The organism is Bradyrhizobium sp. USDA 4451, from assembly GCF_054822585.1.
This window is the reverse complement of the sequence record NZ_JBTRCH010000001.1, coordinates 5,322,271-5,347,996: the sequence shown is the minus strand read 5'-3', so window position 1 is coordinate 5,347,996 and position 25,726 is coordinate 5,322,271. Positions and strand designations below refer to the sequence as shown.

The window sequence follows — 25,726 nt, the reverse complement described above, 5'->3', positions numbered from 1 at the left end:
CTCTGCCCTACACGTCACCATACGCCGGGTCGTCGCGGCGCGGGCCGCGGCCGTAGCCGGCGATGATGAACAGCGCGCCGATCAGCGACAGGTTCTTCAGCGCATCGATCAGCGTCCTGAGATTGTCGGGCGCCGGCTGATTCCAGAAATCATGGAAGTAGAAGGTGACGACGCATACGTAGATGATCAGCAGGAGTGCGAAGAACCGCGCCAGCACGTTCACCGCGATCATCAGCCCCGCGATGATCTCGAAGGCGCCGACCGTGATCGCCAGCAGCTGCATGAACGGCATGCCGACGAAGCTTTCGATCTGCTGCGTATAGGGCGCGATCACGGCCGGGATCGTCACCTTGGCCGCGAGCAGGTCCGCCGTTGCCTGGATGCCGAACAGCTTGCTCGCCCCTGAATAGAGGAACAGCACGGCAAACAGGATCCGTCCGAAGGTGATGAAAGCTGGCATGGGTCGGCCTCACTGGATGGCGGAAATCGGACGAAGCAGGCGGAGCGATTATGGCCGCCCCGCCTGCTTCGATCAAATCGAATCCATCTCGCTCACGCACGATCCGGAAAACTGCGCTGCGGCTTTCCGGACATAACGTGCTCAAACAACCCCGTCAGCCGAACAGCGTCGGCTGCGCGCGGCCGGCGCGCTCCTGGGCCTCGACGGCGGCGACCGCGGTCATGTTGAGGATGCCGCGCGCCGTCACGCCGGGGGTGAGGATGTGCGCCGGACGCGCCGGACCGATCAGGATCGGTCCCACCGGCAATGCGTTGGCCAGCGATTTGATCATCTGGTAGGCGATGTTGGCGGCGTCGAGGTTCGGCATGATCAGGATGTTGGCCTCGCCCTCCAGCCGCGACTGCGGCAGCACCAGGCGCCGGGCCACCGCCGACAGCGCGGTGTCGCCCTGCATTTCGCCGTCGGCCTCGATCTCCGGATGCTTGTCCTTCAAGAGCTGGGTGGCCCGCCGCATCTTGCGCGAGGAGTCCGTATCATAGCTGCCGAAGTCGGAATGTGACACGAAGGCGACCTTCGGCTTGAAGGCGAAGCGCTGGACGTGGATCGCCGCGAGCGAGGCGACTTCGGCGAGCTCTTCCGCGCTCGGGTTCGGCCGCACCTGGGTGTCGGCGAGGAAATGGGCGCCGGTGGAGGTGATCATCAGCGCCAGCGCGGCATAGTCGCTGACCCCCGGCAGGAAGCCGATGATCTCGCGGACATGGCGCAGATGGCTCATGTAGCGGCCCTCGACGCCGCACAGCATCGCGTCGGCCTCACCGCGCGACACCGCCAGCGCCGCGATCACCGTGTTGTTGGTGCGCACCACCGTGCGCGCGGCCTCGGGCGTCACGCCGCGCCGGCCGGCGACGTCGATATAGGACTGCACATAGGAGCGGTAGCGCGGATCGTCCTCGGGATTGACCAGGTCGAAATCGCGCCCGGCCTTGATCGACAGGCCGAACCGCTTGATCCTGGTCTCGACCACCGACGGACGGCCGACCAGGATCGGCCGCGCCAGCTTCTCCTCGAGCACCACCTGGGTCGCGCGCAGCACGCGCTCGTCCTCGCCCTCGGCGTAGATCACGCGCACCGGCTGGGTCTTCGCCTTGGCGAACACCGGCTTCATCGTGAGGCCGGAGCGGAACGCGAAGCGCTCGAGGCTGGCGGCGTACTCGTCGAAATTGGCGATCGGCCTTGTCGCGACGCCGGATTCGATCGCGGCCTTGGCCACCGCCGGCGCGATGCGCAGGATCAGGCGCGGATCGAACGGGCTCGGGATCAGCGAGCCCGGGCCGAACCCTTGCGTCTCGCCGGCCTCGAAACCATGGGCGACCGCATCCGACGGCGGATCGCGCGCGAGCTGCGCGATCGCATCCACGGCGGCATGCTTCATCGCCTCGTTGATCGCGGTGGCGCCGACGTCGAGCGCGCCGCGGAAGATGAACGGGAAGCACAGCACGTTGTTGACCTGGTTCGGGAAGTCCGACCGTCCGGTGCAGATCATCGCATCGGGACGCGCCAGCCGCGCCTCGTCCGGCATGATCTCCGGCACCGGATTGGCGAGCGCCATCACCAGCGGCTTGTCGCCCATCTGCTTGACCATCTCGGGCTTCAGCACGCCGGGCGCCGACAGCCCGATGAAGATGTCCGCGCCCGGAATGACGTCGGCGAGCACGCGCGCGTCGGTCTTCTGGGTATAGACCGCCTTCCAGCGGTCCATCGTGGTGTTGCGGCCGTCATAGACCACGCCGTCGATGTCGCAGACCCAGATGTTCTTGCGCTGCGCGCCCATCGAGACCAGCAGATTGAGGGTCGCGATCGCGGCGGCGCCGGCGCCGGAGCAGACGATCTTCACATCCGACAGTTGCTTGCCGTTCAGCTGCAGCCCGTTGACGATCGCGGCTGCGACGATGATGGCCGTGCCATGCTGGTCGTCGTGGAACACCGGGATCTTCATGCGCTCCTTGAGCTGCGTCTCGATCTCGAAGCACTCCGGCCCGCGGATGTCCTCCAGATTGATGCCGCCGAAGGTCGGCTCCAGCGCGGCAACCGTCTCGACCACCCGCTCGATCGTGTTGGCATTGATCTCGATGTCGAACACGTCGATGCCGGCGAATTTCTTGAACAGCACCGCCTTGCCTTCCATGACGGGCTTGGAAGCCAGCGGGCCGATATTGCCGAGCCCGAGCACCGCGGTGCCGTTCGAGACCACGGCCACCAGATTGGCGCGGGCGGTGAGCGTCGCCGCCTCGGCCGGGTTCTTGGCGATCTCGGTGCAGGCGGCGGCCACGCCCGGCGAGTAGGCCAGCGCCAGGTCGCGCTGGTTGGCAAGCGGCTTGATTGCCTGGATCTCCAGCTTGCCCGGTCGCGGCAGCCGGTGATAGGCGAGCGCGGCGTTATGGAGTTCTTCAGACGATGACGACATACGTGCTCCCCGCGTTTCCGGCCCAAATTTCTCGTTTCTGTGCTAATCCAGGCAAAAGTCAGTTGTCCGGCAAATCGAGCCGGATGTGAAGCATGTCCCGCCGCTTCGATGCAACATCAGAGAATGCCCCCGTCAACAGGCCCGGGCGGCCCCGTTCGTCGATGCTGCACCTTCCGGCCGCGGATTGGCAATTTTTTCCCCCTGATGATCCGGAGTTGACCGAATGAAGAAAATTCTGCTCGGCCTGGTCGCCGTCGCAGTGATCGCGGCCGGCGGTTATTTCGGTTTCGACGTCTATGCCCAGCGCCGGGTGATCCGCGACGTCGAGGCCGCCTTCGAGCAGGTCCGCGCCAGCGGCGCCAAGGCTGGCCACGGTAAGATCGCCTTCGACACCAAGAGCCGCACCCTGACGATTGCGGACGTCGCCATCGAGTCGGGCGCGCAATCTCCAATCAACGTCAGGATCGCCAACCTGACGATGTCCGGCCTCGGCCAGCCGGACGCGGCGCGGATCTCCGCCAGCAATGTCGATTTCAGCGACGTCGAGGTCGGCGTGGTGAACCCGACCCCGACAATCGCCACCCTCACCTACAAGGCGCCGCGGATCACGGTGAGGGACTATTCCGGTCCCGCCGGCCTGCCGCAGCTTCCGGCCTCATCGTCGATCCTCGAGCTGTACCGGTTTGGATTCACGCAGATCGCAAGCATCAGCGCGTCGTCGGTCACAGCGCCCAGCTTGACCGGAACGATGACCTTCAGCACTGCGGCACATGCCGGCGACGGCGCCGGCGGCACGTTCGACTATTCGGGCCTTGCGATCGAAAATCTGAAGGACGGCAAGATCGCCTCCAGCAAGACCGACAAGGTTGCGTTCAAGATCAATACGCAGCCGCAGACAGGCAAGCCGGTCACGATGACCGGCGACCTCGCCAATCTCGCCGCGACCGATATCGACGTCGGTGCGATGGCGGCAATGTTCGATCCGGCCAAGGCGAGCGACGACCGCGATTATCGGATCCAAGGCCACGTTTCGGCCGGCCCCTATGTGATCGCAGCGAAAACCGATGGCGCCACCGCCATGCCCGGCCTCAACATGCGGATCGAGGGCGTGACCGTCGACGACGTCAAAATCAACCCGTCGCGGATGCAGTTGCCGGCGCTGCTGGCGATGATCCCACCGCAGGGCAGCGCGCCGCCGAGCCCGGCACAGGCGCGCGAGCTGTTGGAGAAGGTCGCCGGCCTTTATTCCGGCGCGGGAGTCGGCAATGCCGAAATCCGCGGTCTTTCAGTTGAAACCCCGCAGGGCCCGTTCAAGCTGTCCGCGGTGCGCTTCAATCTCGAGCATGGCAAGATCGGCGAGCTGGCGGTCGAAGGACTGGACGCCCGTGCGCCGAACGGTCCGCTCAAGGTCGGACGTTTCGCGCTGAAGTCGCTCGATGTCGCGAGCTTCCTGCGGCTTTCGGCGCAGTTCGCGGCGCAGAAGCCGTCGGCTGAACAGGCGCTCACGCTGTTTCCCCTGATCGAGGGCGTCGAGGTCAAGGGTGTCACGTCGCCCTACAAGGCCACCGGCAAGCCGATCAACATCGATGTCCTCAGCCTCGATTGGGGGCAGTTCGTCGGAACGATCCCGAGCAAACTGCACCTGGTCGCGAAGATGGCGGCGCCGCTGGATGCCGCCGATCCGCAGCAGCAGGCGCTGGTCACCGCCGGCATCGACCGGATGGCGATCGATGCCGATCTCGGCGCCGTCTGGACCGAGGCGTCACGCGCGCTCGCGCTCGAGCCGGTCAAGCTCAACATGGCCGGGTTGTTGAATGCATCGGCGAAGCTCGCGCTCGGCAATGTGCCGCGCGAGGCGTTTTCGACCAGCGCGGCGGAGTCGATGGGCGCAGCCGCGCAGATCGAGGCCGGCACGATCGAGTTCACCGTCCATGACCTCGGCGTCATCGATATTGCGGTCGCCCAGTTCGCCCGTACCCGGAATGTCGGCCGCGACGAGGCGCGCAAGGCCATCCTCGACGGCATCAAGGCGCAGAGCGATGCGATCGGTGCCGCCAATCCGGATGCCACCGCCCTCGTCACTGCGATCAGCCAGTTCATCGAGACGCCGGGACAGACGCTGGTCATCAGACTGACCCCGCGCGCCAAAGCGCCGGTGCTTCAATTGATGCAGTTGCTCAAGGCCGATCCGCAATCGGCGCTGGCGCAATTCAAGATCGAGGCGTCGACGGGGTTGTAATCAACGTCTCCCGTAGCCCGGATGGAGCGCAGCGCAATCCGGGAACAGTGTCGCCATCGGAGAGCCCCGGATTTCGCTTCGCTCCATCCGGGCTACGCACCTCCTCCGCGCGCCTACCCCTTCGCCGGCAGGTTGGTGCGGATGTGCAGCTCCTTGAGCTGCTTCGGCGTGGCTTCCGACGGCGCGCCCATCAGGAGGTCCATGGCCTGCTGGTTCATCGGGAACAGCGAGATCTCGCGCAGATTGTTGGTGCCGCAGAGCAGCATCACAATGCGATCGAGACCCGCCGCCATACCGCCATGCGGCGGCGCGCCGTACTGGAACGCACGGTACATGCCGCCGAACCGGTCGATGACCTCCTGCTCGCCATAGCCGGCGATCTCGAACGCCTTCACCATCGCTTCCGGCTTGTGGTTGCGGATGCCGCCCGAGGCGATCTCATAGCCGTTGCAGGCGATGTCGTACTGGAACGCCTTGATATCAAGCGGATCCTGCGACGTCAGCGCGTCGAGGCCGCCCTGCGGCATCGAGAACGGGTTGTGCGAGAAGTCGATCTTCTTGTTCTCCTCGTCATACTCGTACATCGGGAAGTCGACAATCCAGGCGAGCTCGAAGCGGTCCTTGTCGATCAGGTTCAGCTCCTCGCCGAGCTTGGTGCGCGCAAGTCCTGCGAACTTCCAGAACTTTTCGGGATCGCCGGCGACGAAGAACGCCGCATCGCCTTCCTTCAGGCCGAGCTGGTCGCGGATCGCAGCTGTCCGTTCCGGGCCGATGTTGTTCGCCAAGGGACCAGCGCCCTCGCCGCCCTCGCGCCACATGATGTAGCCCAGGCCCGGCTGGCCCTCGCCCTGCGCCCAGGAGTTCATGCGGTCGCAGAACGCGCGAGAGCCGCCGCCGGTGCCGGGGATCGCCCAGACCTGGTTCTTCGGGTCTTCCAGCATCCGCGCGAACACCTTGAAGCCGGAGCCGCGGAAGTGCTCGGAGACCTCCTGCATCACGATCTTGTTGCGCAGATCGGGCTTGTCGGAGCCGTATTTGCGCACGGCTTCCGCGAACGGAATCCGTGGCCAGTTTTTCGTGACCGGCTTGCCCTTGGCAAAATCCTCGAACACGCCGGTGATGACTGGCTCCATCGCCGCGAATACGTCGTCCTGAGTCACAAAGCTCATCTCGACGTCGAGCTGATAGAACTCGCCCGGCAGGCGGTCTGCGCGCGGGTCCTCGTCGCGGAAGCACGGCGCGATCTGGAAGTAGCGGTCGAAGCCCGACATCATCAGGAGCTGCTTGTACTGCTGCGGCGCCTGCGGCAGCGCGTAGAACTTGCCGGGATGGATCCGCGACGGCACCAGGAAGTCGCGCGCGCCTTCCGGCGACGATGCGGTGAGGATCGGAGTCTGGAATTCGAAGAAGCCCTGCTCCTTCATCCGCTTGCGCATGGAATCGACCACCGCGCCGCGGGTCATGATGTTCTGGTGCAGCTTCTCGCGACGGAGGTCGAGGAAGCGGTATTTCAGCCGGATGTCCTCGGGATATTCCTGTTCGCCGAACACCGGCAGCGGCAGCTCGGCCGCCGGGCCCAGCACCTCGATCTCCTTGATGTAGATCTCGATCATGCCGGTCGGCAGTTCGGGATTGTCGGTGCCGGCCGGACGGCGGCGCACCTTGCCGTCGATCCGCACCACCCATTCGGAGCGGAACTTCTCGACCTCGGCGAAGGCCGGCGAGTCCGGATCGGCCACGCATTGGGTGATGCCGTAATGGTCGCGCAGATCGACGAACAGCACGCCGCCATGGTCGCGGACCCGGTGGACCCAGCCTGACAGCCTGGCCGTCTGGTCGATTTCGCTCTCTCGGAGCGCGCCGCATGTGTGTGACCGGTAGCGATGCATTTTAGTCCCAAAACTGATGTCGGAGGGTCGAATCGCGACAGGGCCAAATGCCCTATCCGAAGTTGCGGAGGGTTTAGCCGACGAGGCCCGGTGCGGCAACCAATGGAACGCCCGGTTTTCGGGTCAAACGGCAGATTTTAAGGGCCGACGCCGCCAATCGTTTGCCTATTCGGCCCGCAGGCCTATCTTCGGGATATGACCATCCATTTCCCGTTCCAGAACACGTATTCGGCGCTGCCGGCGAACTTTTTCGCCCGCGTCGCGCCGACCCCGGTGGCCGCCCCCCGGCTGATCAAGCTGAACCGGACCCTGGCCCTCCAGCTCGGGCTCGATCCGGACCTGCTGTCGACGCCGGAAGGCGCCGAAATCCTCGCCGGCAAGCGGCTGCCCGAGGGCGCCGACCCGATCGCCATGGCCTATGCCGGCCACCAGTTCGGCCACTTTGTTCCCCAGCTCGGCGACGGCCGTGCCATCCTGCTCGGCGAGGTCATCGACAGCGACGGCGTCCGCCGCGACATCCAGCTGAAAGGCAGTGGCCCGACCCCGTTCTCCCGGCGCGGCGACGGCCGCGCGGCGCTCGGTCCCGTCTTGCGCGAATACATTGTCAGCGAGGCGATGTTCGCGCTGGGCATTCCGACCACCCGTTCGCTCGCCGCGGTCGTCACCGGCGAGCCGGTGATGCGCGAGACCGCGCTGCCCGGCGCGGTGCTGACCCGCGTCGCCTCGAGCCACATCCGCGTCGGCACCTTCCAGTTCTTCGCCGCCCGCGGCGACACCGACGGCGTGCGGGCGCTGGCCGATCATGTCATCGCCCGGCACTATCCCGAGCTGGCGGATGCTGCCCAGCCCTATCACGCCCTGCTTGCCGGCGTCGTGGCGCGGCAGGCGGCGCTGGTCGCGCGCTGGCTGTTGGTCGGCTTCATCCATGGCGTGATGAACACCGACAACACCTCGATCTCGGGCGAAACCATCGATTACGGCCCCTGCGCGTTCCTCGACGCCTACAACCCGGCGCAGGTGTTCTCCTCGATCGACGAGATGGGCCGTTACGCCTATGCCAACCAGCCGCGCATCGCGCTGTGGAATCTGACCCGGCTCGCCGAGTGCCTGCTGCCGCTGTTCGACAGCGAGCAGGAGAAGGCGATCGAGCAGGCGCAGACCATCCTCGGCGAATTCCCGGAAAAATTCACCGCGGCCTATCAGGCCGGGCTGCGCGCCAAGGTCGGCCTGTTCACCGTACGCGACGGCGACGAGGCGCTGATCCAGGACCTGCTCGACGCGATGGCCAAGAACGCCGCCGACTTCACGCTGACCTTCCGCCATCTCGGCGCGGCCGCGGCCGATGACGCTGCCGATGTCCGCGCGCAGTTCACCGATCCCGCAGCATTCGACGAATGGGCCGCCCGCTGGCGCCCCCGTCTCGCGCTGGAGCCGCAGAGCGCGGCCGAGCGCAAGACCGCAATGAATGCCGTCAACCCGGCCTTCATCCCGCGCAACCACCGGATCGAGGCGGTGATTGCGGCCGCCGTCACCAACGACGACTACGCGCCGTTCGAGGAGTTGCTGGCGGTGCTGGCGAAGCCGTACGAAGATCAGCCGCAGTTCGCGGCCTACGCCGAGCCGCCGCTGCCCGAGCAACTGGTGACGCAGACGTTTTGCGGGACGTGAGGCCACTCACGCCCCCAGAAAATGCCGGGTGAGCCGCCAAATTATCCGGTCCCTATCTTCGATGTTGAAGGCACCGGACCAGGAGCCAGGGTCTCGGTCATCACCTCGCCGCCAGCTTCGAGCAGTGCTTTGGATAGCTCCTCTGCAACTTTTGCCGCGCCATCGCTATCGATGATGGCACGCACCGCGCCACTTGCAGCTAGCCCGCCGATACTCCCGACGATCTTCCCAACCGTTGAGAACACCTGCTTACGTCGCGCGGTTCGCTTGATCGCCTGGGACAGTTCAATGGGAAATTCCACTCTCGTGAGAGACGCGACGATCCGCCTATTCGGCATCGCCGCAAACCAGACAATCAATGCGCTCAGGCAGATGAGACCAGAAAATGCGAGGATTGTGATCCACGCTCCGCGTTCAAAGACAACGAACACCAGCGCATAGAAGGCGGCGATCCAGGCAACCACCAGGAAGATGCAGATACGTCGATCGCGTGCGCGCACTGCCATCATCGTGTGCCAATCGATGATATGTCCACGCGAGGGATCCGCCACGGTAATCACCCAAAGACGATCATTGGTATCACCTGCCCGATCTGGCTTCAGTTCGTCCGGACAGGACAGGATAGGAATTTCCTTCTTGGTCACGGCGCGAAAATAGGCATCATACGAACTCTTGATCCACTGAGCCGTTCTCGGCGTGGCCGCAATGCGAACCGTCGGAGAATTCATCTGTCATCCCAAAGTGACTTGCGCTTCAATCGGGCATCGACGCTCCAGCAATGGACGTCGATCCGTAATGCTCAACTATGATGACAGGCTACAACCAAACGGCGAGTAAGAAAAGGCCGGGTTCGCAACCAAGATTTCCCAAGTGATCGAGCTGCTTGCGCAGCTACCTCTTGCCCCCCATCCTGCGTATCCGGCTCGTGGCGTAGCCGCGCCCCCGATTGGTTTGCAACGATTTCGCGCGCACATCGTTGGCCGGACAACGTGGAACGCGCGGCCTCGTGTCATCGAGGTTCCGTTCCGCTGAACGGCAGCAGATCGGGCCGGCGGGCCCGGATAGCCGGTTCCGGCGGTCGCACCGCCTGAGCTCGGTCGCCGACACAAGAAAGGCTTCACGATGAAGATCACCAGCTTCAAGGACATGTACGTCGCCGAGCTTCAGGAGCTCGCAAGCGTCGAGGACCAGCTCGCCGTGGCACTGGCGCGGATGGCCGAAGTCGCGTCGCATCCGTCGCTCAAGGATGCGTTCAACCGCCATCACCGCGAGACCATCGTCCAGGGCGAGCGGTTGAAATCGCTGTTGCGCATGCACGGCGCCGATCCGCTGGAGCATACCGACCAGGCCATGCAGGCACTGATCCACGAAACCGCCAAGATGGTTTCGCTGCTGCCCGACGATTATCTCCGCGATGCCGGCCTGCTCGCCTCGGCGCAGAAGCTCGAGCACTACGAGATCGCCGCCTATGGCAGCGCAGCCGCCCTCGCCGGCCAGCTTGATCTGCGCGACGATCAGCGGCTGCTGCACGACAGCCTCGAGGAAGAACGGCAGGTCGACGCGCTGCTGACGAGGCTCGCCAAGGGCGAAATCAACCAGGACGCTCTGGCCGCGTAACACTGCAGGCTGCAGCTCAATCCGCCTGGTGTCTCCGATGTGAGCGTTAACTCACCTTCCACCATGCTGCGCGCCCGGCCGCGGTAACCATAAGGCTTAACAGCGCGTCAACGCCCCCCCAACAAGTCTAACTGTTTCTAATGGGGAGAATGGCCGGTGGACGCATTTGCATTCGAATTCATGGGACTGGCGATGATCGCGCTGTGTCTCGTCGTGCTGGCGATGCCGGCCGCACGCCGGCCGTCGAAGAACATGCGTTACGAGTGAGCCTGCCGGCGGATGATATCCCGCCGAGGCGTCATCGAATGCCGATATGCTGATTGCGATGAGTCCCGGGACCTGGGACGCCAGTCAGGGATTTGACGCCGCTTGAACGACCCTAACGTCCAGCAGCCCAACACCCCGGCCGCCACTGCGGGCTCCGCGCATTCGCCGCTCGAGGTGCTGCTGATCTTCCTCAAGCTCGGCGTCAGCTGCTTCGGCGGCCCGATCGCCCATATCGGCTATTTCCGCGACGAGTTCGTCACCCGCCGGCGCTGGCTCGACGAGCAGGCCTATGCCGATCTGGTCGCGCTCTGCCAATTCCTGCCGGGCCCTGCGAGCAGCCAGGTCGGCTTTTCGCTCGGCCTGATGCGCGCCGGCTATCTCGGCGCGCTGGCCGCCTGGACCGGCTTCACGCTGCCGTCGGCGATCGCGCTGGTGCTGTTCGCCTATGGCGCCGGCAGTTTGAGCGGCCCCGCCGGCACCGGCCTGGTGCATGGCCTCAAGCTGGTCGCAGTCGCGATCGTCGCGCAGGCCGTCTGGGGCATGGCGCGCGCGCTGTGCCCCGACCGTGAACGCGCCTCGATCGCGACGGTGGCGGCACTCCTCATCCTCGCCAGTTCATCATCGATCGCGCAGATCGGCGCCATCGTGCTCGGCGCCATCGCCGGGCTCTGGTTCTGCCGGACACAGCAAGCCAACGGCGTCACGCAGTTCGCGATGCCGGTGTCGCGCCGGGTTGGCGTGGCAGCGCTGATCCTGTTCCTTGCCCTGCTCGCCGGACTGCCGCTCCTTGCCCGCGCATGGCCCGGCCTTGGCCTGTTCGAAGCCTTCTACCGCTCCGGCGCGCTGGTGTTCGGCGGCGGCCATGTCGTGCTGCCGCTGCTGCGTGAAGCGGTGGTGACGCCGGGCTGGATCGGCGACGATGCCTTCCTGACCGGCTACGGCGCCGCGCAGGCCGTGCCGGGCCCGCTGTTCACCTTCGCCGCCTATCTTGGCGCCGTGATCGGCGGCGTGCCCGGCGCGGTCACGGGCCTGGTCGGCATCTTCATCCCGGGGCTCCTCGTCCTGCTCGCCGCGCTGCCGTTCTGGGACGGCTTCCGCAAGCAGCCCACCGCGCAGGCGATGATGCGCGGCGTCAACGCCGCCGTGGTCGGCATCCTCGGCGCCGCGCTCTACAATCCGGTCTGGACCAGCAGCGTGCAGCGCCCGCTCGATTTCGGCATCGCGCTGGCGGGCTTCGTGCTGCTCACGGCATGGCGCGCCCCGCCGCTCGTGGTGGTCGTGCTCGGCGCGGCCGCCGGCATCGTCACCGGGTTCCTGCAATCGTGAACGGCCCTCAGCCGTTTCGCGCGCCGGATTAAGATCGCCTTCACGGCTGGCGGCCAAAATACCGGCCTATGCCAAATGTTTCCAAACATGCGGACCCGGCCCGTGTTCCCGTGCTCGACCTGCTGCGGCTCGCCGCGGTCGGGGCCGTGATCCTTTATCATTACGGCTTCTGGGGCACCGCGTCGCACGGCGCACAAATGGTGGCGATGCCGTATCTCGCCCCGGTCGCGCAATACGGCTTCCTCGGCGTCCCCGTGTTCTTCGCGATCTCCGGCTTCGTCATCGCGTACTCGGCCGAGGGCCGCACGCCGATCGGCTTCGCGATCGCCCGCTTCAGCCGGATCTATCCGACCTTCGTCATCTGCATGACGCTGACCTTCCTGGCGACGCTGCTGCTCGGCCAGGCCTATTTCCACGTGACCTGGCAGCAATGGCTGGCCAACCTGTTCATCGCCGCGCCGATGCTCGGCCAGCCCTACATGGACGACGCCTACTGGTCGCTGGTGATCGAGGTGGTGTTCTACGTCTGGGTCGCGCTGTTCCTGGCCTGGGGCATCTTCCCGCGGCGGATCGACACCATCATCGTGGCGTGGATCGCCATCACCTTCGCCAACGAGCTGACGCTCGACATCCCGCTGTTCGAGAAACTGTTCATGGCCGACGACAGCGGCTTCTTCGCCGTCGGGCTGCTGATCTATGAGCATTACCGCGGACGGCGCGATACCAGGCTCACCAGCCTGCTGACGCTGGCGATGGGCACGGCGACATTCCAGGCCGTGCACAAGCTGGAGCGGCTCGGCGTCCATACCCATGGCAGCTTCGATCCGGCCGTCGTCACGGTGATCTGCATCGTCTCGCTCGGCATCGTGTTCGCCGCCACCCGCATCAAGTCGGTGCCGCTGCCGGACAACATCGTCAGGGCGGTGGGCGGCATCACCTATCCGCTCTACCTGCTGCATCTGCAGCTCGGCTATGTGATCCTGCTGCTGATCACCCCGACACCGGACGCGCTCTCGACCGCGTTCGTGGTGGCGGGCATGGTCGTGCTGGCATGGCTGGTCTGGCGCTTCCTCGAATCTCCCGCGCATTATCACGTCAGGGACAAGCTGACGGTGCTGGCCTCGCGCCTCGGATGGCCGTCGCGTCTTGGCCGCCCCGGCAATGCCTTGCTCACGGACGGTTGATCCCGCCCGATTGGTTGGAACGTCGCTATGCCCTGACCGTTGATCGCCATCTCACCGGACTCCGTCTCGAGCCGGCGAAGCTCGATCAGCAGGGAGACTCGACATGGCAAGTGCGACAGATCGTGATCCGCGTCATCATACGCAGAAGATGCAGAAAGCGCTCAAGGACATCCGCACCCACCTCCGCGAAGACATCGAGAAGGTGGATGAGCCGCAGTTGAAGGCGATGTTCGAAACATCGGCCGAGGTGCTCGGCGGCCTCGAGAAGGCATTCAAGGACTACGAGCAGAAGAACGAGAAAGCCTGGCGTTGACGGGTTCGGCAGCAAGAACGCGCCGATCGCCGTCATCAACGCCCGGCCAACGGACACTTGCACTCCTCGAGCGAGCGAAATGCCTCGTCCGGCTTGATCGTGGTGACGAGCTTGACCAGGTCCCACGGCCCCTTTGACTCCGCTGGTGTCTTGACCTGCACGAGATAGAGGTCGTGCACCATGCGCTGGTCGGCGCGGATCGCCCCCTGTGGCGTATAGGCATCCGACACCGGCGTCGCCTTCATCTTCGCCATCACGACGTCCCCGTCGTCGGAATCCGTATCCTTCACCGCCTGCAGATAGTGCCGGACGGCCGAATAGACCCCGGCCTGGATCTGCGAGGGCATCGCCTTGCGGCGAGCGAAGAACGCATCGGCCCATTTGCGCGCTGCCGGCGAAACGTCCTCGAAGAAACTGGTCGCGATCAGGTCGCGCTGCGTGACCGAAAGCCCGGCAGCGACGATGTCGACGTTCTGGAACGTCATCGGCACCACCGCGATGCCCTGCTGCGCAAAGCCGAATTCCTGCGCCTGCTTCATGATCGTCACATTGTCGCCGGCGGCGTTGAGCGCCAGCACCTTGGCGCCGCTGGCCTGCGCCTGCAGCAGGAAGGAGGCGAAATCAGCAGTGTTGAGCGCGGTCTTGACGCTGCCGGCGACCTTCACCCCGAGCTTGTCGAGCTTGGTCCGCGCGATCGCCTCCACCGCGTGCCCGAATGCATAGTCAGCGGTGATGAAGAACCAGGAGCCCTGCACGGTCTTCGACACGCCGGCGACGACCGCATTGGCAGTCGAGGCCGCATCGTGAGTCCACTGCACGCTGGTCGGGGCGCAGGCCTTGTCCGTGAGTTCGACGGCGCCGGCGCCCGAGATCAGGAACACCCGCTTGTTCTCGCGCACCAGTTCCTGCACGGCGAGCGCCGCGCCGGAGCTGCCGCCATCGGCAATGGCCTGCAAGCCCTCGCGGTCGAACCAGCGCCGCGCGATCGCCGACGCCACGTCGGCCTTGTTCTGGTGGTCGGCCTGCAGGATCTCGATCGGCTTGCCGTTGATCTTGCCGCCGAAATCTTCCGCCGCCATCCGCGCCGCCTCCACCGAGCCCGGCCCCATCGCGGTGGCGAAGATGCCGCTCATGTCGGTCAGCACGCCGATGCGGATCGCGTCGCCCTTGATCTCGGCGGACGCGCTGCCCGACAGGGTCACGGCAGCGACCAGCGGCAGCGTCGCGTCAAGCAACCATCGCACGATCAGGCTTCGCCTTCTGGCCATCAATGCCTCCCCTGCTTCATGTTCGCTGGATGGACGCGCCGCGCCCCGTCATGGCATCGAGCCAGGGACAGTCCGGCATCGGCGCCCGCACCCCGCGTGCGGCTGCCGAGAGCCGCATCTCGCGCAGGCGTCCGCGGCCTTCAGGCTCCATATAGAGCCGATCGTGGCCCCAGAAACTCGGGCCGTCGAAGGTTTCATGCGGTTGCCAGGCGGCAGGATCGATGACGCGGCCGCCCCAGCCGTATTCGACGAAGAAGCCGGACGGCGTCGTGGCGTAGAACGAGGTCACGAAATCATTGGTGTGACGCCCGAGCGTGAAGGCGATCCGTCCCTCCTCGAGTTGCGCCAGATCGTAGCCCTGCCCGACGTCGTCGAGGCTGTAGAGTTCGACCATGAAATGATGCAGCCCGCGCCGGCCCGAGCCGACCATCGCAAAGCTGTGATGACGGCCGTTGACGTGGAAGAAGTACAGCTTGTACGGCGTCAACCCGAAGTCGCTGACCCCGAAGCCGAGCAGATCGCGATAGAACGGCAACAGCGGTTCGACATCCTCGACATTCAGAACGACATGGCCCATGCCGAGCGGCCCGGTCTTGAATCCCGAAATCGGCCGCGCCGGCACAAACGGCGTGTCCGCGATCGCGGGCCCGTGGAAGACCTCCAGCGGATTGCCGGCGGGGTCGCGGAAGGTGATCAGATCGGCAACGTGCCGCTCGTCCGCGAGCTGACGGGTGCCGCGACGGACCGCGGTACCGTGCCGCTCCAGCCGCGCCGCAAGCCGCTCGAGCGCGGCCCGCATCGCCGACCTCCCATCCAAAGAAGCCGGCAGCGTCGCCTTTGCGATCGCTCACCACGAGGCGCTGCGTGCGGTCGTCCATCCGGAATGCGCGCGTGCCGCCACCACGATCGATCGGCTGCATGCCGAGCAGCCTGGTTGCAAAGCCGGTCCAGTCCTCGAGCCGTTGCGACTGGATGCCGATGTAGCCGAGCGCGTTGATTTCGGCATTGCTTTCCATTGGCTTCCTCCGTCCTTGTCAGGCGGCTTCCGCCACCACCGGATTGCGCAACACGCCGATCCCCGAAATCTCGACCTCGGCGACGTCGCCGGGCTTCATCCAGAGCGGCGGGTTGCGCTTCGCGCCGACGCCGCCCGGCGTGCCCGACACGATGACGTCGCCGGGCAGCAGCGGCAGAATGGTGGAGATGTAGGCGATCAGGCCCGGGATATCGGTGATCAGGAGGTCCGTCGTGGTGTGTTGAACCACCTGTCCGTTGATCCGCGTCGTGAGCGTGAGCTTCGACGGATCGGCAATCTCGTCGCTCGTCACCATCCACGGCCCGAATGCGCCCGTGCCGGCGAAGGTCTTGCCCGAGAGGAACTGGCTGGTGTGTCGCTGCCAGTCGCGGATGCTGCCCTCATTGTAGCAGGCGTAGCCCGCGACATGCGTCAACGCCGCGTGCCGCGCGATGTGCCGTCCCCCCTTGCCGATGATGACGGCCAGCTCGCCCTCGTAGTCGAACTCATCAGACACGGTGGGTTTCACCAGGGGTGCAAGATGACCGATCTGGCTGCCGGCGTAGCGCGCGAACAGCGCAGGCTTCTCGGTGACCGTGCGGCCGGTCTCGGCGACGTGGTCGCGGTAGTTGAGGCCGACGCAGATGATCTTGTCGGGGTTTGGGATCACCGGATCGAAGGCGACTGCACTCAAGGCGAGGTCGGGCATCGATGCCTTCGCAAGCTCCGCAGCCTCGCCAAGCAATCCTTCCGCCAGCAGATCCCGCAAGGTTGGCGCACGATCGCCAAAGGCGGTCGACAACACCACAACGCCGTCATCGACGACACATCCGTATCCGGGTCCGTCAGCAGTCGAGAACGATGCGAGCTTCATCCAAATCCTCCTGGTTCATGCTGTCGACCAGCGCCGACAATTGCTCTGGGGTCTTCGCCAGTCCGACGATGTATCGATCGGGCCGGACCAGCGCGGCGTTCGCGTCGACGCTGTCGAGCCAGTCGTTCAGTGGACCTTGGCCGTCGCTGACCAGGACGATGCCGTGTTGGCAGCAGCGCTCATGCGTCGGGATATCCAGTCCGTCCAGAAACTCCGGCCGCGCCAGCGCGGCAAACCGATAGCCGACGTGATCGTCAAGCCGCCGCCCGCTCGACAGCCTCGGCTGCGGGACCGGCGTGCCCGCCACTGTGCAGCCATGCCTGAACAGGCCCGGCCCAAGCCGCGGCTTGATGGTCGCCATCCGTCGCGGTCCTGCGCCCGCCTCCCGGCCCTCGATGCGCGTCGCGTTGATCAGGCTTCCGAGCCGGACCGCGAGCTCGATATATTCGCGGACGTGGGGATACCGTTCGCTCTGGTAGCTGTTCAGCAGGACGTCGCTCGCCTCGCCGCGGATCACGCGTCCGAGCTTCCAGGCGAGATTGGCCACATCGCGAATGCCCGCACACATCCCCTGCCCCAGAAACGGCGGGGTCTGGTGCGCGGCATCGCCGGCGATCAGGAGACGCTTGCGGCGCCAGCTCGATGCGATGACCGAATGAAAGCTGTAGGACGCCGCACGCTCCAGATCGGCGTCGTCGGGGGTGATCCAGCGCGCCAGCAGCTTCCAGACATTCTCCGGATCGGTGATCCGCTGCACATCGTCATCCGGCATGATCGCAATTTCCCAGCGCCGCCGATCGCCGATGCTGCGGACATAGGTCGCCGGACGGCGGGCGTCGCAAAACTGCACGCTGTAGTCGCCGAGCTCAGGTTTCGGCCGCTTCAGGATCGCGTCGACCACCAGCCAGCGCTCGTGAAAGCCAAGATCGTCCATCTCCGAACCGATCAGCCGCCGGACCAGCGAGCGAGCGCCGTCGCAACCGACGACATAGCGCGCTTTCGCTTCCTCGAGCTTGCCGTTGACAAGACTTTCAAAGCGGATCGCGACGTGATCGCTGCGTTGATCGATTGCGAAGGCGTCGGCGCGCAAGCGGATGTCGACCGATGTGTGGGCGCGCGCACCGGCGCGCAGCACCCGTTCGAGGTCGGGCTGATGGAAGCGATAGCTCGTGTGCCATCCGGTTGGGCCGATTTGCAGCGGCCGCGACCAGTCGAGGAACAGCTTGCCGTCGCCGTCGATGAAGTGCATGCCGGGCGAGACGTGGGTGAACGGCAGGATCTGGTCTGCCAGACCGATGGCCTGGAAGACCCGCATGACCTCGTCGTCGAAATGCACGGCCCGGGGCAGGGCGTAGGGCGCGGCCTCGCGATCCAGCGCGATCACGCTGAGCCCCTCCAACGCCAGCAGGTTGGCCAGGGTCGCGCCCACCGGGCCGAACCCGACGATTGCGACGTCATAAAGCCCGCTGACGCGTTGCGGCCCGTCCATGCGTTTTCCCCTTTCCGTTGCGATAAGGCTTGCCACCCGGTCACGGACCGTGCAACGACGACGGCAGTTCTGTTCACCAGGTGAACACACCATGGACGTCAAACCGATCCGCGCGCTTGGCCGGGGCCTTGCCGTCCTCGCCGCGCTGAACCGCCACGCCTCCGCCAGCGCGCTGACGCTGGCGCGGGAGACCGGCCTGCCGCGGGCCACGGTCTATCGCTCGCTGAAAACCCTGATCGACACCGGCTATGTCATGCAGAGCCGTTCCGACGACCGGTTCACCCTGCTTCTGAAGGTGCGCGAGCTCTCCGACGGGTTCGAGGACGAGCAATGGCTGGGGGCAGCGGCGGCACCCGTGATCTTCGATCTCACCCGCAAGATCCTCTGGCCGTGCGACGTCACGACGCTCGAGGGTGCAACAATGGTGGTCCGCGAGTCCACGCATCGCTTCGCACCGATGTCGATCGACCGGCGCATGGTCGGCGTGCGCATTCCATTGCTCGCCAGCTCCGCCGGTCTCGCCTACCTTGCATTCACCACCGCGCGCGAGCGTGCACTGCTGCTCGATCTGCTCGAGACATCAGGCGAACTGACCGAGCGCGCCGCAACGGAGAAGCAGTTGCAGAGCGTGCGCCGCCGCGGCTACGCCGTGCGCCAGGGCGGCCGCATCTGGCCGCACACCGGCACCATCGCGATGCCGATCCGCCGCGACCGGCACGTGATCGGCTGCGCCTCGATCATCTGGATGACCAAGGCGCTGACCGCGACGGAAGGAATCGCGCGCTGCCAGGCCCCGCTGCGCGACGCCATCCGCGCCATCGAGGCCCGGCTGCGCGCATTGTAGACGCCAACCTTCCGCGCGAGGCCGAGGCCACTGTGATTGGCGAGTGCGGATGCAGACAAGCACCGACCTCTTTCATGTCTTTTCAGCGTCCTCACTCCGGCAATCCGGCCTGCCGCAGGGCACCGTTCATCTTCTCGATGTATTCAGGCGAGAAGCAATACATGCGGTAGAAGCTATCCGCCTCGCGAATGGTAAAGTCCGGCCGAAGCTTTAGTAACTTTGCTACTTCGGCTTTGGCTTCATCGATCCGATCAAGAAATGGCAGGGCATACGCCTGATCTAGATGGCTCAGCCAAAATCCCTCGAGGTAGGCATGCCGAAAATCCTCTAGGGCTTGTTGATATTCGCCCCGCCACCAATGACGTTTGGCCGGAGCATACCACCAAGCAAACGAAGCGTTGGGGCCTGCCAGCCGGATGCCCTTTTCAGACATGGCCGCACCTTCGTCCCAGTCTCCCATAAAGGCAAGTTGGTTACCCAGGACCCCGAGCGAGCGGGCATCGTTCGAATTGAGCGCGATGGCCTTTCGAGCTTCTTGCCTAAATAGATCGATCTGACATTTGGTGCTTATGGCGAGGGCGTAATTTCTCCGCACGTACGCATCGTCGGGCGCGAGTTCCACGGCCCGCGCAGCAGTGCGTACAATCTCCTCATTTAGATAAAGACGCTTCTCCGAGTGACTGACTTGCTCGGCCGGCAAGCCGGCCGCAAGAAATCTTTGCACAAAGAGAACGACAGAACGTGCGGCCCATCCAAGGGCGTTGTTGGGTTGCTGTTGTGTCAGTTGCTTAGAGCATTCCAGGCCTTTGAGAACTACCGAGGACGAGCCCGTCGCGCCAGCCGTAATGCCGTAGACAAGGCATTCATACGGACTGAATTCGGCAACGGTCTTGTTGTGAAGTTTCGCGAAATCCGCGCCCACGATTGGGCCGGGATAGCCTCCGATTTGAGCGGCGGCGATATCACCGATTTCATACGCGTCGGTCCCGGTCTGCACGCCCTCGACGGTCCCATCGAAAGACCTCGACCATAGCTCAGAGCCAGTGCGCAAATCGGCAACCTGAATGCTGGCGCGAGCGCCGTCACCTAGCGGACGAACCTCTCCAGTGACAAGATAGTCGATCCCAGCTTTCCGTGCTGCCTCGATTGTGTTTCCGTCCCTCGAGAGGGTTGTGGACAACGCGCGCGGGACGACACGCAGCGTGCTGAACTTACCGAGAGAGGACGCAAGCTGTTGCGTCATGACGTCAGCGAAGGGATCGAGGATCGTCGCCTTGACTGGATTTGCAAAGGGCAGCACCGCAACTGCCGGTCCTTTGGTGACAATCAACGACGATGACTGCACAGGCGCCGAGGCGTCGCTGCGTGTATGACTGTACAGGACGTCCCATGCCCGCCAATAGCCGGCGAGCCCTCCGGCAACGGCACCGACCGCAGCTATTGACGCAATGACCGTTCCGAATCTCTTAAAATAATGTCGAGCACGAGCCGCGACTGAGATGGATACACGCGCGCTCAATTTCGGGGCATTTGCAGGCTGATCTGCACTGTCCATCGTCTCCCCCGAAATCTGACGAGGGTACCGATGGTGGATTTGACTGTCCAGTCAGGTGAATCTGGTCGAGCATTTCCCCGCAGCGCAGCATGACACCGTGGAATTGCGGGAAAGCTCCTGCTGTCAGTTCAGAAGTGGAAGATAGCCCTCGACACCATTCGTGGCGCGAATTGACGTAATGCGCCTTTCACCCTGCTGCGTGTCGCCGCCGTCCGTTGCCTCGCCCTCGGTGCAGACCGGATTGGTCAAGCGTCCCCATTCATTCCGGGACTCGCGAAGCCAGAACCCGGACTCCATTCCTCCACTTGTTTTGCGGTTCAATGGATCCCGGGCTCGTGCTTCGCACGCCCCGGAATGACGACGGTCGGTGCGACAAAACAACCCGACGGGCAACTCAGTAAAATCCGTCAACCACCTAGCACGAAAATATTTCGCTTTATCCGAAGGGCAACTCAGTGTATGAATTCCCCGTCTCACCCGACACGAGGGGCGCTTCGCGGTCGTCACGAACGTGGGTCGAGATGCGGTGGACGCGGATTGCGCAACTGACGAGTGCGCATGAAGCGGACGGCGAAATCGTGCAGGCCTGACGCCCTAGCGGTAGGTGTCTCTTCCGATTGCGCAATGCGCGTTGTGAAGACGGTGACAACAAAGCCAAGTCTCGCCGGGGAGAGCACGTATAAGCCGTAAGCCATCGCGCAGGGAAAGCCGGGCTGCTCCGGTTACACCTGTGGTCCTACCCCCGAGCTTTCTACCCATTGCTCGGGGCCCATGGGTGCGATCGGCACCCGGCTTTCCCTGCGCCCTCTTCAAGAAGAGGGCCTGAAAACTGGCAAACCTCGGGTGCATTCCGCACTGCGAGACCGCGAGAACATGCCGAGCCATGCAGAAAGCCCCGTTCTGCCCTTTATGCAGGGCCAAAATCCCTGCAAGACCCTTGACATAGCTGCCCTTTCGGCAGAACGCGTGGGGTCAAGCCGTCATGGACTGTTCATGGATCTGATTAGCACGACCTCCGACCTCGCCGCCGCCTGCGACCGGCTCGCCAAACACAAGGTCATCACCGTCGACACCGAGTTCCTGCGGGAGACGACCTATTATCCCCTGCTCTGCGTCGTGCAGATGGCAAGCGCGGACGAAGCCGTCGTGGTCGACGCGCTGGCGCCCGGCATCGACCTCAAGCCGTTCTTCGAGCTGATGTCGAATGAAGCCGTGCTCAAGGTCTTCCACGCCGCGCGGCAGGATATCGAAATCGTCTGGCACCTCTCCGGCACGATTCCGCATCCGATCTTCGACACTCAGGTCGCCGCGATGGTGCTCGGCTATGGCGACAGCATCGCCTACGACCAGCTGGTCGATCGCGTCACCGGCCACCGCCCCGACAAGACCCATCGCTTCACCGACTGGTCGCGCCGTCCGCTGAGCGAGGAGCAACTGCATTACGCGATCTCCGACGTCACCCATCTGCGCGAGGTGTTCGCCGCGCTCGATGCCGATTTGCGGAAGCGCGATCGCAGCGACTGGGTCAGCGAGGAGATGGAGATCCTGACCTCGCCGAAGACCTACGACTTCCATCCCGAACGGGCCTGGGAACGGCTCAAGACCCGCGTGCGCAAGCCGCGCGAACTTGCGGTTCTGATCGAGGTCGCGGCCTGGCGCGAGCAGGAGGCGCAGAGCCGCGACGTGCCGCGCTCGCGCGTGCTCAAGGACGACGCGGTCGGCGATATCGCCACCCATGCGCCGACCTCGCTGGACAAGCTCGGCAATCTGCGTTCGCTGCCGAAAGGCTTCGAGCGCTCGAAATGGGGCGCGGACATCATCGCCGCGGTGCAGCGCGGGCTGGCGCGTGATCACGCGACGCTGCCCAAGCTGGAAAAGCCGCGCAACAATTCCAATGGTGCCGCGACCGTCGAGCTGCTGAAGGTGCTGCTGCGCATGACCTCGGAGCGCCACGGCGTCGCCAGCAAGGTGATCGCCACCGTCGACGATCTCGAACAGATCGCCGCCAGCGACCAGGCTGAGGTCGCCGCCCTGCACGGCTGGCGGCGCGAATTGTTCGGCGAGGCGGCGCTCAAGCTCAAGCACGGCCAGCTCGCGCTGGCGATCGACAAGGGCCGCGTGGTGCGGGTCGATCGGGGCTAGCGCAAACGCGCGATGCGCGCCAGGTTCCATCGGCACGCGGCCGGCGACCGAACGCTCCGCGGCGGCTTTCGACCGGCACAGGCGGAGGTTGCGTCACACGAAACCACCGCGCTTGCTAAGCCGCAAATTTCGTGTTGCAATCCCTTCACAATCGGATCGCGGCCGTTCGACTGTGCGTTTCACGACGTTGCTGTCCAAAGCTTCGACGTACAAGGCTTCGAGAGGCGAAACTTCGGACTTGAAGACTTTGGATCTGAAGACCCGGGAACTGAGCAGACGGCGGCAAGCCCGCTTGTGGCGTGGCACGTGGAAAACGTGGCCGCGTCTTTTTTATGTCTAAACTGGGAGAGAGACGATGCCGAAGGGTACCGTCAAATGGTTCAACCCGACCAAAGGCTACGGGTTCATCAAGCCGGCCGTCGGCGACAAGGACGTGTTCGTCCACATCTCGGCGGTCGAACGCGCAGGGCTGAGCACACTCAACGAGAACCAGACCGTCGAGTACGAACTGGTGGAGAACCGCGGCAAGGCGTCGGCAGAGAACCTCAAGGTTCACTGACACCCGCTGCTGGCGGAATTCATCCTGATGCTTCCCCCGGCCGCATCACCCGGGGGATTCGTCCCGAGGATTTCTCGTGCCACCGCGCGCTAAGGCGCCGGCGCAATCAGCGTGCTGTCCGTTGCGGCGCTGCCCTGGGTCTTGCAGACGTCGCCTTCGAGCCTGAGCCGGCCCGAAGCCAGCAGCCGCAGCGCCGCCGGATAGATGCGATGCTCGATGGTGATCACGCGCGCGGCGAGCGTCTCCGGCGTGTCGTCGTCGGCCACGGTGACCGCGCCCTGCATCACGATCGGCCCGGCGTCGGTCTCCGGGATCACGAAATGCACCGTCGCACCCGACAGCTTGACCCCTGCGCGCAGCGCCTGGCCGTGCGGATCGAGGCCGGGAAAACACGGCAGCAGCGACGGATGGATGTTGAGCATCCGGCCATACCAGTGCCGCACGAAATCGGCGGTGAACAGCCGCATGAAACCGCCGAGGCAGATCAGCTCGACCTGGCTGTCGTCGAGCGCTTTTTGCAGCACCGCCTCGAAGCCGGCGCGGTCCTTGCCGAACGGCTTGCTCTCGATGACGACGGTCGGAATGCCGCTGGCGGCCGCCTTTTCAAGCCCGGGCGCATCGGCGCGGTTGGAGATCACGGCCACGATCTCGGCCGGAAAATCCGCGGCCTTGGCGGCCTCGATCAGCGCGGCCATGTTGGAGCCGCGGCCGGAGATCAGGATGGCTGTGCGGCGCTTCATCTGGAGAGATCGAGATGACCGTTATAGACCACGCGATGCTCGTCCTTCGCCTCGATCACTTCGCCCAGCAGCGTCACGGTCTCGCCGCCGGCGGTGAAGGCTTCGGTCACCGCATCGACTGCATCCCGCCTGACGATCGCGATCATGCCGATGCCACAGTTGAAGGTGCGCAGCAGCTCGAGCTCGGCGATGCCGCCCTGCTCGGCCAGCCATTTGAACACCGGCAGCACCGGCAGCCGCGCCAGATCGATGCCGACGCCGAGATGTTTCGGCAGCACGCGCGGGATGTTGTCGGTGAAGCCGCCGCCGGTGATGTGGGCGAGCCCCTTCACCGCACCGGTTTCGCGGATCGCGCGCAGGCAGGACTTCACATAGAGCCTGGTCGGCGTCAGCAGTGCCGCGCCGAGCGTCATGACCGGCGCGAACGGCGCCGGCGCGTCATAGGCCACGCCGGACAGCTCGACGAGCTTGCGCACCAGCGAATAGCCGTTGGAGTGCACGCCCGAGGACGCCAGCCCGATCACGGCGTCGCCGGCGGCGATATCCCCGGTCGGCAGCAAGGTGTTGCGCTCGGCCGCGCCGACCGCAAAGCCGCCGAGGTCGTAATCGCCATCCTTGTAGAGGCCGGGCATCTCGGCGGTCTCGCCGCCGATCAGCGCGCAGCCGGATTCGCGGCAGCCCTCGGCGATGCCGGCGACGATCTGCGCGGTGGCCTCCGGATGCAGCTTGCCGCAGGCGAAATAGTCGAGGAAGAACAGCGGTTCCGCGCCCTGCACGACGAGGTCGTTGACCGACATCGCGACCAGGTCGATGCCGATGCCGCTATGGATACCAGTCTCGATCGCGATCTTCAGCTTGGTGCCGACGCCATCGGTCGCGGCCACCAGGACCGGATCCTTGAAGCCCGCCGCCTTGAGGTCGAACAGCCCGCCGAATCCGCCGATCTCGGCGTCCGCGCCGGGCCGTGCGGTGGCCCGCACCATCGGCTTGATCAGATCGACCAGACGATTGCCGGCGTCGATATCGACACCCGAATCCGCGTAAGTGAGCCCGTTTTTGCGCTCGGTCATGCCCAATTCCAGATGATCAGGGGCTGGTTACGAGGAATTCCGCCCCCGCGCAATGGCTCGCGGCATTGCCGCCGCGATACTATGTAGATAACACCCGGCCGCCGCACAAAAGAGCCGGATATCGAGTAAAATCAGGCTTCTAGCCGGGAAGCGATCCAAGTTGAGCATTCCGAACATCATTACCCTCGGCCGCATCATCCTGGTGCCGGTGATCGTCTGGGCCATCGTGTCGAGCCAGATGGAGATCGCATTCGCGATCTTCGTGATCGCCGGCGTGTCGGACGCGGTCGACGGTTTCCTCGCCAAGCGCTTCAACATGACGAGCGAGCTCGGCGCCCTGCTCGACCCGCTCGCCGACAAGGCGCTGTTGGTGTCGATCTATGTCGCGCTCGGAATCTGGGGCGCGGTGCCGCGCTGGATCGTGATTCTGGTGGTGTCGCGCGACATCATGATCGTCTCCGCCGTGATTGTGTCATGGTTGTTCGACAAGCCCGTCGAGATGAAGCCGCTGATGGTGTCGAAGCTGAACACGGCGGCGCAGGTCGCGTTTGCAGCCCTGGTGCTGGCCTCGCTCGGCTTTCGCTTCGAGCCGCATCCCTACGACCTGATCCTGATGGGCCTGGTCACGATCTTTACTTTGGGTTCGGTGTCCCTCTATCTCGTGGAGTGGGTCCGGCACATGAGCACGATCGAGGCCCGGTAGGACAAGCGGAAGCCGGTTTTCCCGCGACAGGCGCAAAGCG

At 64.8% G+C, this 25,726-nt stretch carries 20 protein-coding genes and 1 pseudogene; 10 read left to right on the top strand and 11 right to left on the bottom strand.

Annotated elements, in window-relative coordinates; translation table 11 throughout:
* Positions 1 to 7 precede the first annotated feature (7 nt).
* Entirely contained in the window at positions 8 to 460 is a 453-nt protein-coding gene (locus tag ACVMB0_RS24515; RefSeq protein WP_461347950.1) for a DoxX family protein, read from the bottom strand.
* A gap of 154 nt (positions 461 to 614) precedes the next feature.
* Complete coding sequence (locus ACVMB0_RS24510) at positions 615 to 2,924, bottom strand: NADP-dependent malic enzyme (RefSeq protein WP_456755149.1); 2,310 nt, start codon at positions 2,922 to 2,924, stop codon at positions 615 to 617.
* A 223-nt stretch (positions 2,925 to 3,147) separates the two neighbouring features.
* Here ACVMB0_RS24510 and ACVMB0_RS24505 point away from each other — a divergent pair, with 223 nt between their 5' ends.
* Positions 3,148 to 5,163, top strand: a complete 2,016-nt coding sequence (locus tag ACVMB0_RS24505; RefSeq protein WP_461347949.1) for a hypothetical protein — start codon at positions 3,148 to 3,150, stop codon at positions 5,161 to 5,163.
* A 113-nt stretch (positions 5,164 to 5,276) separates the two neighbouring features.
* On the opposite strand, the gene aspS is transcribed toward ACVMB0_RS24505, so the two are convergent.
* Positions 5,277 to 7,052, bottom strand: a complete 1,776-nt coding sequence (gene aspS, locus ACVMB0_RS24500) for an aspartate--tRNA ligase (RefSeq protein ID WP_461347948.1) — start codon at positions 7,050 to 7,052, stop codon at positions 5,277 to 5,279.
* Positions 7,053 to 7,247: 195 nt separating this feature from the next.
* On the opposite strand from aspS, the gene ACVMB0_RS24495 reads away from it, so the two are divergent.
* On the top strand, positions 7,248 to 8,720 hold the full coding sequence (locus ACVMB0_RS24495; RefSeq protein ID WP_461347947.1) for a protein adenylyltransferase SelO: 1,473 nt from the start codon (positions 7,248 to 7,250) through the stop codon (positions 8,718 to 8,720).
* A 41-nt stretch (positions 8,721 to 8,761) separates the two neighbouring features.
* Here ACVMB0_RS24495 and ACVMB0_RS24490 read toward each other — a convergent pair whose 3' ends face one another.
* Complete coding sequence (locus ACVMB0_RS24490; RefSeq protein WP_461347946.1) at positions 8,762 to 9,448, bottom strand: hypothetical protein; 687 nt, start codon at positions 9,446 to 9,448, stop codon at positions 8,762 to 8,764.
* A gap of 394 nt (positions 9,449 to 9,842) precedes the next feature.
* Here ACVMB0_RS24490 and ACVMB0_RS24485 point away from each other — a divergent pair, with 394 nt between their 5' ends.
* The 4 genes from ACVMB0_RS24485 (at position 9,843) to ACVMB0_RS24470 (ending at position 13,427) form a co-directional block, all read left to right on the top strand.
* Positions 9,843 to 10,337: a YciE/YciF ferroxidase family protein gene (locus ACVMB0_RS24485; protein WP_461347945.1), complete on the top strand. Its 495-nt coding sequence runs from the start codon at positions 9,843 to 9,845 to the stop codon at positions 10,335 to 10,337.
* Between the two features lie 369 nt (positions 10,338 to 10,706).
* Entirely contained in the window at positions 10,707 to 11,930 is a 1,224-nt protein-coding gene (gene chrA / locus ACVMB0_RS24480; RefSeq protein ID WP_461347944.1) for a chromate efflux transporter, read from the top strand.
* A gap of 68 nt (positions 11,931 to 11,998) precedes the next feature.
* On the top strand, positions 11,999 to 13,114 hold the full coding sequence (locus ACVMB0_RS24475) for an acyltransferase family protein (RefSeq protein WP_461347943.1): 1,116 nt from the start codon (positions 11,999 to 12,001) through the stop codon (positions 13,112 to 13,114).
* A 103-nt stretch (positions 13,115 to 13,217) separates the two neighbouring features.
* Positions 13,218 to 13,427, top strand: coding sequence for a hypothetical protein (locus ACVMB0_RS24470; RefSeq protein WP_456755157.1), 210 nt, complete (start codon positions 13,218 to 13,220; stop codon positions 13,425 to 13,427).
* 35 nt (positions 13,428 to 13,462) lie between these two features.
* Here ACVMB0_RS24470 and ACVMB0_RS24465 read toward each other — a convergent pair whose 3' ends face one another.
* From ACVMB0_RS24465 to mhpA, 4 genes and pseudogenes are all read right to left on the bottom strand, one after another.
* Entirely contained in the window at positions 13,463 to 14,695 is a 1,233-nt protein-coding gene (locus ACVMB0_RS24465) for an ABC transporter substrate-binding protein (protein ID WP_461347942.1), read from the bottom strand.
* A 16-nt stretch (positions 14,696 to 14,711) separates the two neighbouring features.
* Positions 14,712 to 15,711 (bottom strand): annotated as a pseudogene (locus ACVMB0_RS24460) (VOC family protein).
* An 18-nt stretch (positions 15,712 to 15,729) separates the two neighbouring features.
* A complete protein-coding gene (locus ACVMB0_RS24455; protein ID WP_456798187.1) occupies positions 15,730 to 16,584 on the bottom strand; it encodes a fumarylacetoacetate hydrolase family protein in 855 nt (284 codons plus the stop codon).
* Positions 16,556 to 18,073 carry a bifunctional 3-(3-hydroxy-phenyl)propionate/3-hydroxycinnamic acid hydroxylase MhpA gene (mhpA, locus tag ACVMB0_RS24450; protein ID WP_461347941.1) on the bottom strand — a complete coding sequence of 506 codons (1,518 nt, stop codon included), beginning with the start codon at positions 18,071 to 18,073 and terminating at the stop codon, positions 16,556 to 16,558. Before mhpA ends, ACVMB0_RS24455 begins: the two co-directional genes overlap by 29 nt.
* Positions 18,074 to 18,164: 91 nt before the next feature.
* Here mhpA and ACVMB0_RS24445 point away from each other — a divergent pair, with 91 nt between their 5' ends.
* Positions 18,165 to 18,917 carry a helix-turn-helix domain-containing protein gene (locus ACVMB0_RS24445; RefSeq protein ID WP_461347940.1) on the top strand — a complete coding sequence of 251 codons (753 nt, stop codon included), beginning with the start codon at positions 18,165 to 18,167 and terminating at the stop codon, positions 18,915 to 18,917.
* 91 nt (positions 18,918 to 19,008) lie between these two features.
* On the opposite strand, the gene ACVMB0_RS24440 is transcribed toward ACVMB0_RS24445, so the two are convergent.
* On the bottom strand, positions 19,009 to 20,472 hold the full coding sequence (locus ACVMB0_RS24440) for a tetratricopeptide repeat protein (protein ID WP_456798189.1): 1,464 nt from the start codon (positions 20,470 to 20,472) through the stop codon (positions 19,009 to 19,011).
* Between the two features lie 993 nt (positions 20,473 to 21,465).
* On the opposite strand from ACVMB0_RS24440, the gene rnd reads away from it, so the two are divergent.
* The gene (gene rnd / locus ACVMB0_RS24435) at positions 21,466 to 22,614 is read left to right on the top strand and encodes a ribonuclease D (protein WP_456755164.1); all 1,149 of its coding nucleotides are present in this window, start codon (positions 21,466 to 21,468) and stop codon (positions 22,612 to 22,614) included.
* Positions 22,615 to 22,969: 355 nt separating this feature from the next.
* Entirely contained in the window at positions 22,970 to 23,173 is a 204-nt protein-coding gene (locus ACVMB0_RS24430; RefSeq protein ID WP_021079877.1) for a cold-shock protein, read from the top strand.
* Between the two features lie 89 nt (positions 23,174 to 23,262).
* Here the strand turns inward: ACVMB0_RS24430 and purN are convergent, their stop codons facing one another.
* Positions 23,263 to 23,913 carry a phosphoribosylglycinamide formyltransferase gene (gene purN / locus ACVMB0_RS24425; protein ID WP_461347939.1) on the bottom strand — a complete coding sequence of 217 codons (651 nt, stop codon included), beginning with the start codon at positions 23,911 to 23,913 and terminating at the stop codon, positions 23,263 to 23,265.
* Positions 23,910 to 24,983, bottom strand: a complete 1,074-nt coding sequence (purM, locus tag ACVMB0_RS24420) for a phosphoribosylformylglycinamidine cyclo-ligase (RefSeq protein ID WP_461347938.1) — start codon at positions 24,981 to 24,983, stop codon at positions 23,910 to 23,912. Before purM ends, purN begins: the two co-directional genes overlap by 4 nt.
* Before the next feature lie 160 nt (positions 24,984 to 25,143).
* Between purM and ACVMB0_RS24415 the strand changes: the two genes are divergently transcribed.
* On the top strand, positions 25,144 to 25,686 hold the full coding sequence (locus ACVMB0_RS24415; RefSeq protein ID WP_456755167.1) for a CDP-alcohol phosphatidyltransferase family protein: 543 nt from the start codon (positions 25,144 to 25,146) through the stop codon (positions 25,684 to 25,686).
* The last annotated feature ends 40 nt before the right edge of the window (positions 25,687 to 25,726 follow it).

What these genes read in the sequence shown, in the direction of transcription:
- ACVMB0_RS24515 (WP_461347950.1), bottom strand. Translation starts at nt 460, where the DNA reads ATGCCAGCTTTCATCACCTTCGGACGGATCCTGTTTGCCGTGCTGTTC.
- ACVMB0_RS24510 (WP_456755149.1), bottom strand. Translation starts at nt 2,924, where the DNA reads ATGTCGTCATCGTCTGAAGAACTCCATAACGCCGCGCTCGCCTATCAC.
- ACVMB0_RS24505 (WP_461347949.1), top strand. Translation starts at nt 3,148, where the DNA reads ATGAAGAAAATTCTGCTCGGCCTGGTCGCCGTCGCAGTGATCGCGGCC.
- aspS (WP_461347948.1), bottom strand. Translation starts at nt 7,052, where the DNA reads ATGCATCGCTACCGGTCACACACATGCGGCGCGCTCCGAGAGAGCGAA.
- ACVMB0_RS24495 (WP_461347947.1), top strand. Translation starts at nt 7,248, where the DNA reads ATGACCATCCATTTCCCGTTCCAGAACACGTATTCGGCGCTGCCGGCG.
- ACVMB0_RS24490 (WP_461347946.1), bottom strand. Translation starts at nt 9,448, where the DNA reads ATGAATTCTCCGACGGTTCGCATTGCGGCCACGCCGAGAACGGCTCAG.
- ACVMB0_RS24485 (WP_461347945.1), top strand. Translation starts at nt 9,843, where the DNA reads ATGAAGATCACCAGCTTCAAGGACATGTACGTCGCCGAGCTTCAGGAG.
- ACVMB0_RS24475 (WP_461347943.1), top strand. Translation starts at nt 11,999, where the DNA reads ATGCCAAATGTTTCCAAACATGCGGACCCGGCCCGTGTTCCCGTGCTC.
- ACVMB0_RS24470 (WP_456755157.1), top strand. Translation starts at nt 13,218, where the DNA reads ATGGCAAGTGCGACAGATCGTGATCCGCGTCATCATACGCAGAAGATG.
- ACVMB0_RS24465 (WP_461347942.1), bottom strand. Translation starts at nt 14,695, where the DNA reads ATGGCCAGAAGGCGAAGCCTGATCGTGCGATGGTTGCTTGACGCGACG.
- ACVMB0_RS24455 (WP_456798187.1), bottom strand. Translation starts at nt 16,584, where the DNA reads ATGAAGCTCGCATCGTTCTCGACTGCTGACGGACCCGGATACGGATGT.
- mhpA (WP_461347941.1), bottom strand. Translation starts at nt 18,073, where the DNA reads ATGGACGGGCCGCAACGCGTCAGCGGGCTTTATGACGTCGCAATCGTC.
- ACVMB0_RS24445 (WP_461347940.1), top strand. Translation starts at nt 18,165, where the DNA reads ATGGACGTCAAACCGATCCGCGCGCTTGGCCGGGGCCTTGCCGTCCTC.
- ACVMB0_RS24440 (WP_456798189.1), bottom strand. Translation starts at nt 20,472, where the DNA reads ATGGACAGTGCAGATCAGCCTGCAAATGCCCCGAAATTGAGCGCGCGT.
- rnd (WP_456755164.1), top strand. Translation starts at nt 21,466, where the DNA reads ATGGATCTGATTAGCACGACCTCCGACCTCGCCGCCGCCTGCGACCGG.
- ACVMB0_RS24430 (WP_021079877.1), top strand. Translation starts at nt 22,970, where the DNA reads ATGCCGAAGGGTACCGTCAAATGGTTCAACCCGACCAAAGGCTACGGG.
- purN (WP_461347939.1), bottom strand. Translation starts at nt 23,913, where the DNA reads ATGAAGCGCCGCACAGCCATCCTGATCTCCGGCCGCGGCTCCAACATG.
- purM (WP_461347938.1), bottom strand. Translation starts at nt 24,983, where the DNA reads ATGACCGAGCGCAAAAACGGGCTCACTTACGCGGATTCGGGTGTCGAT.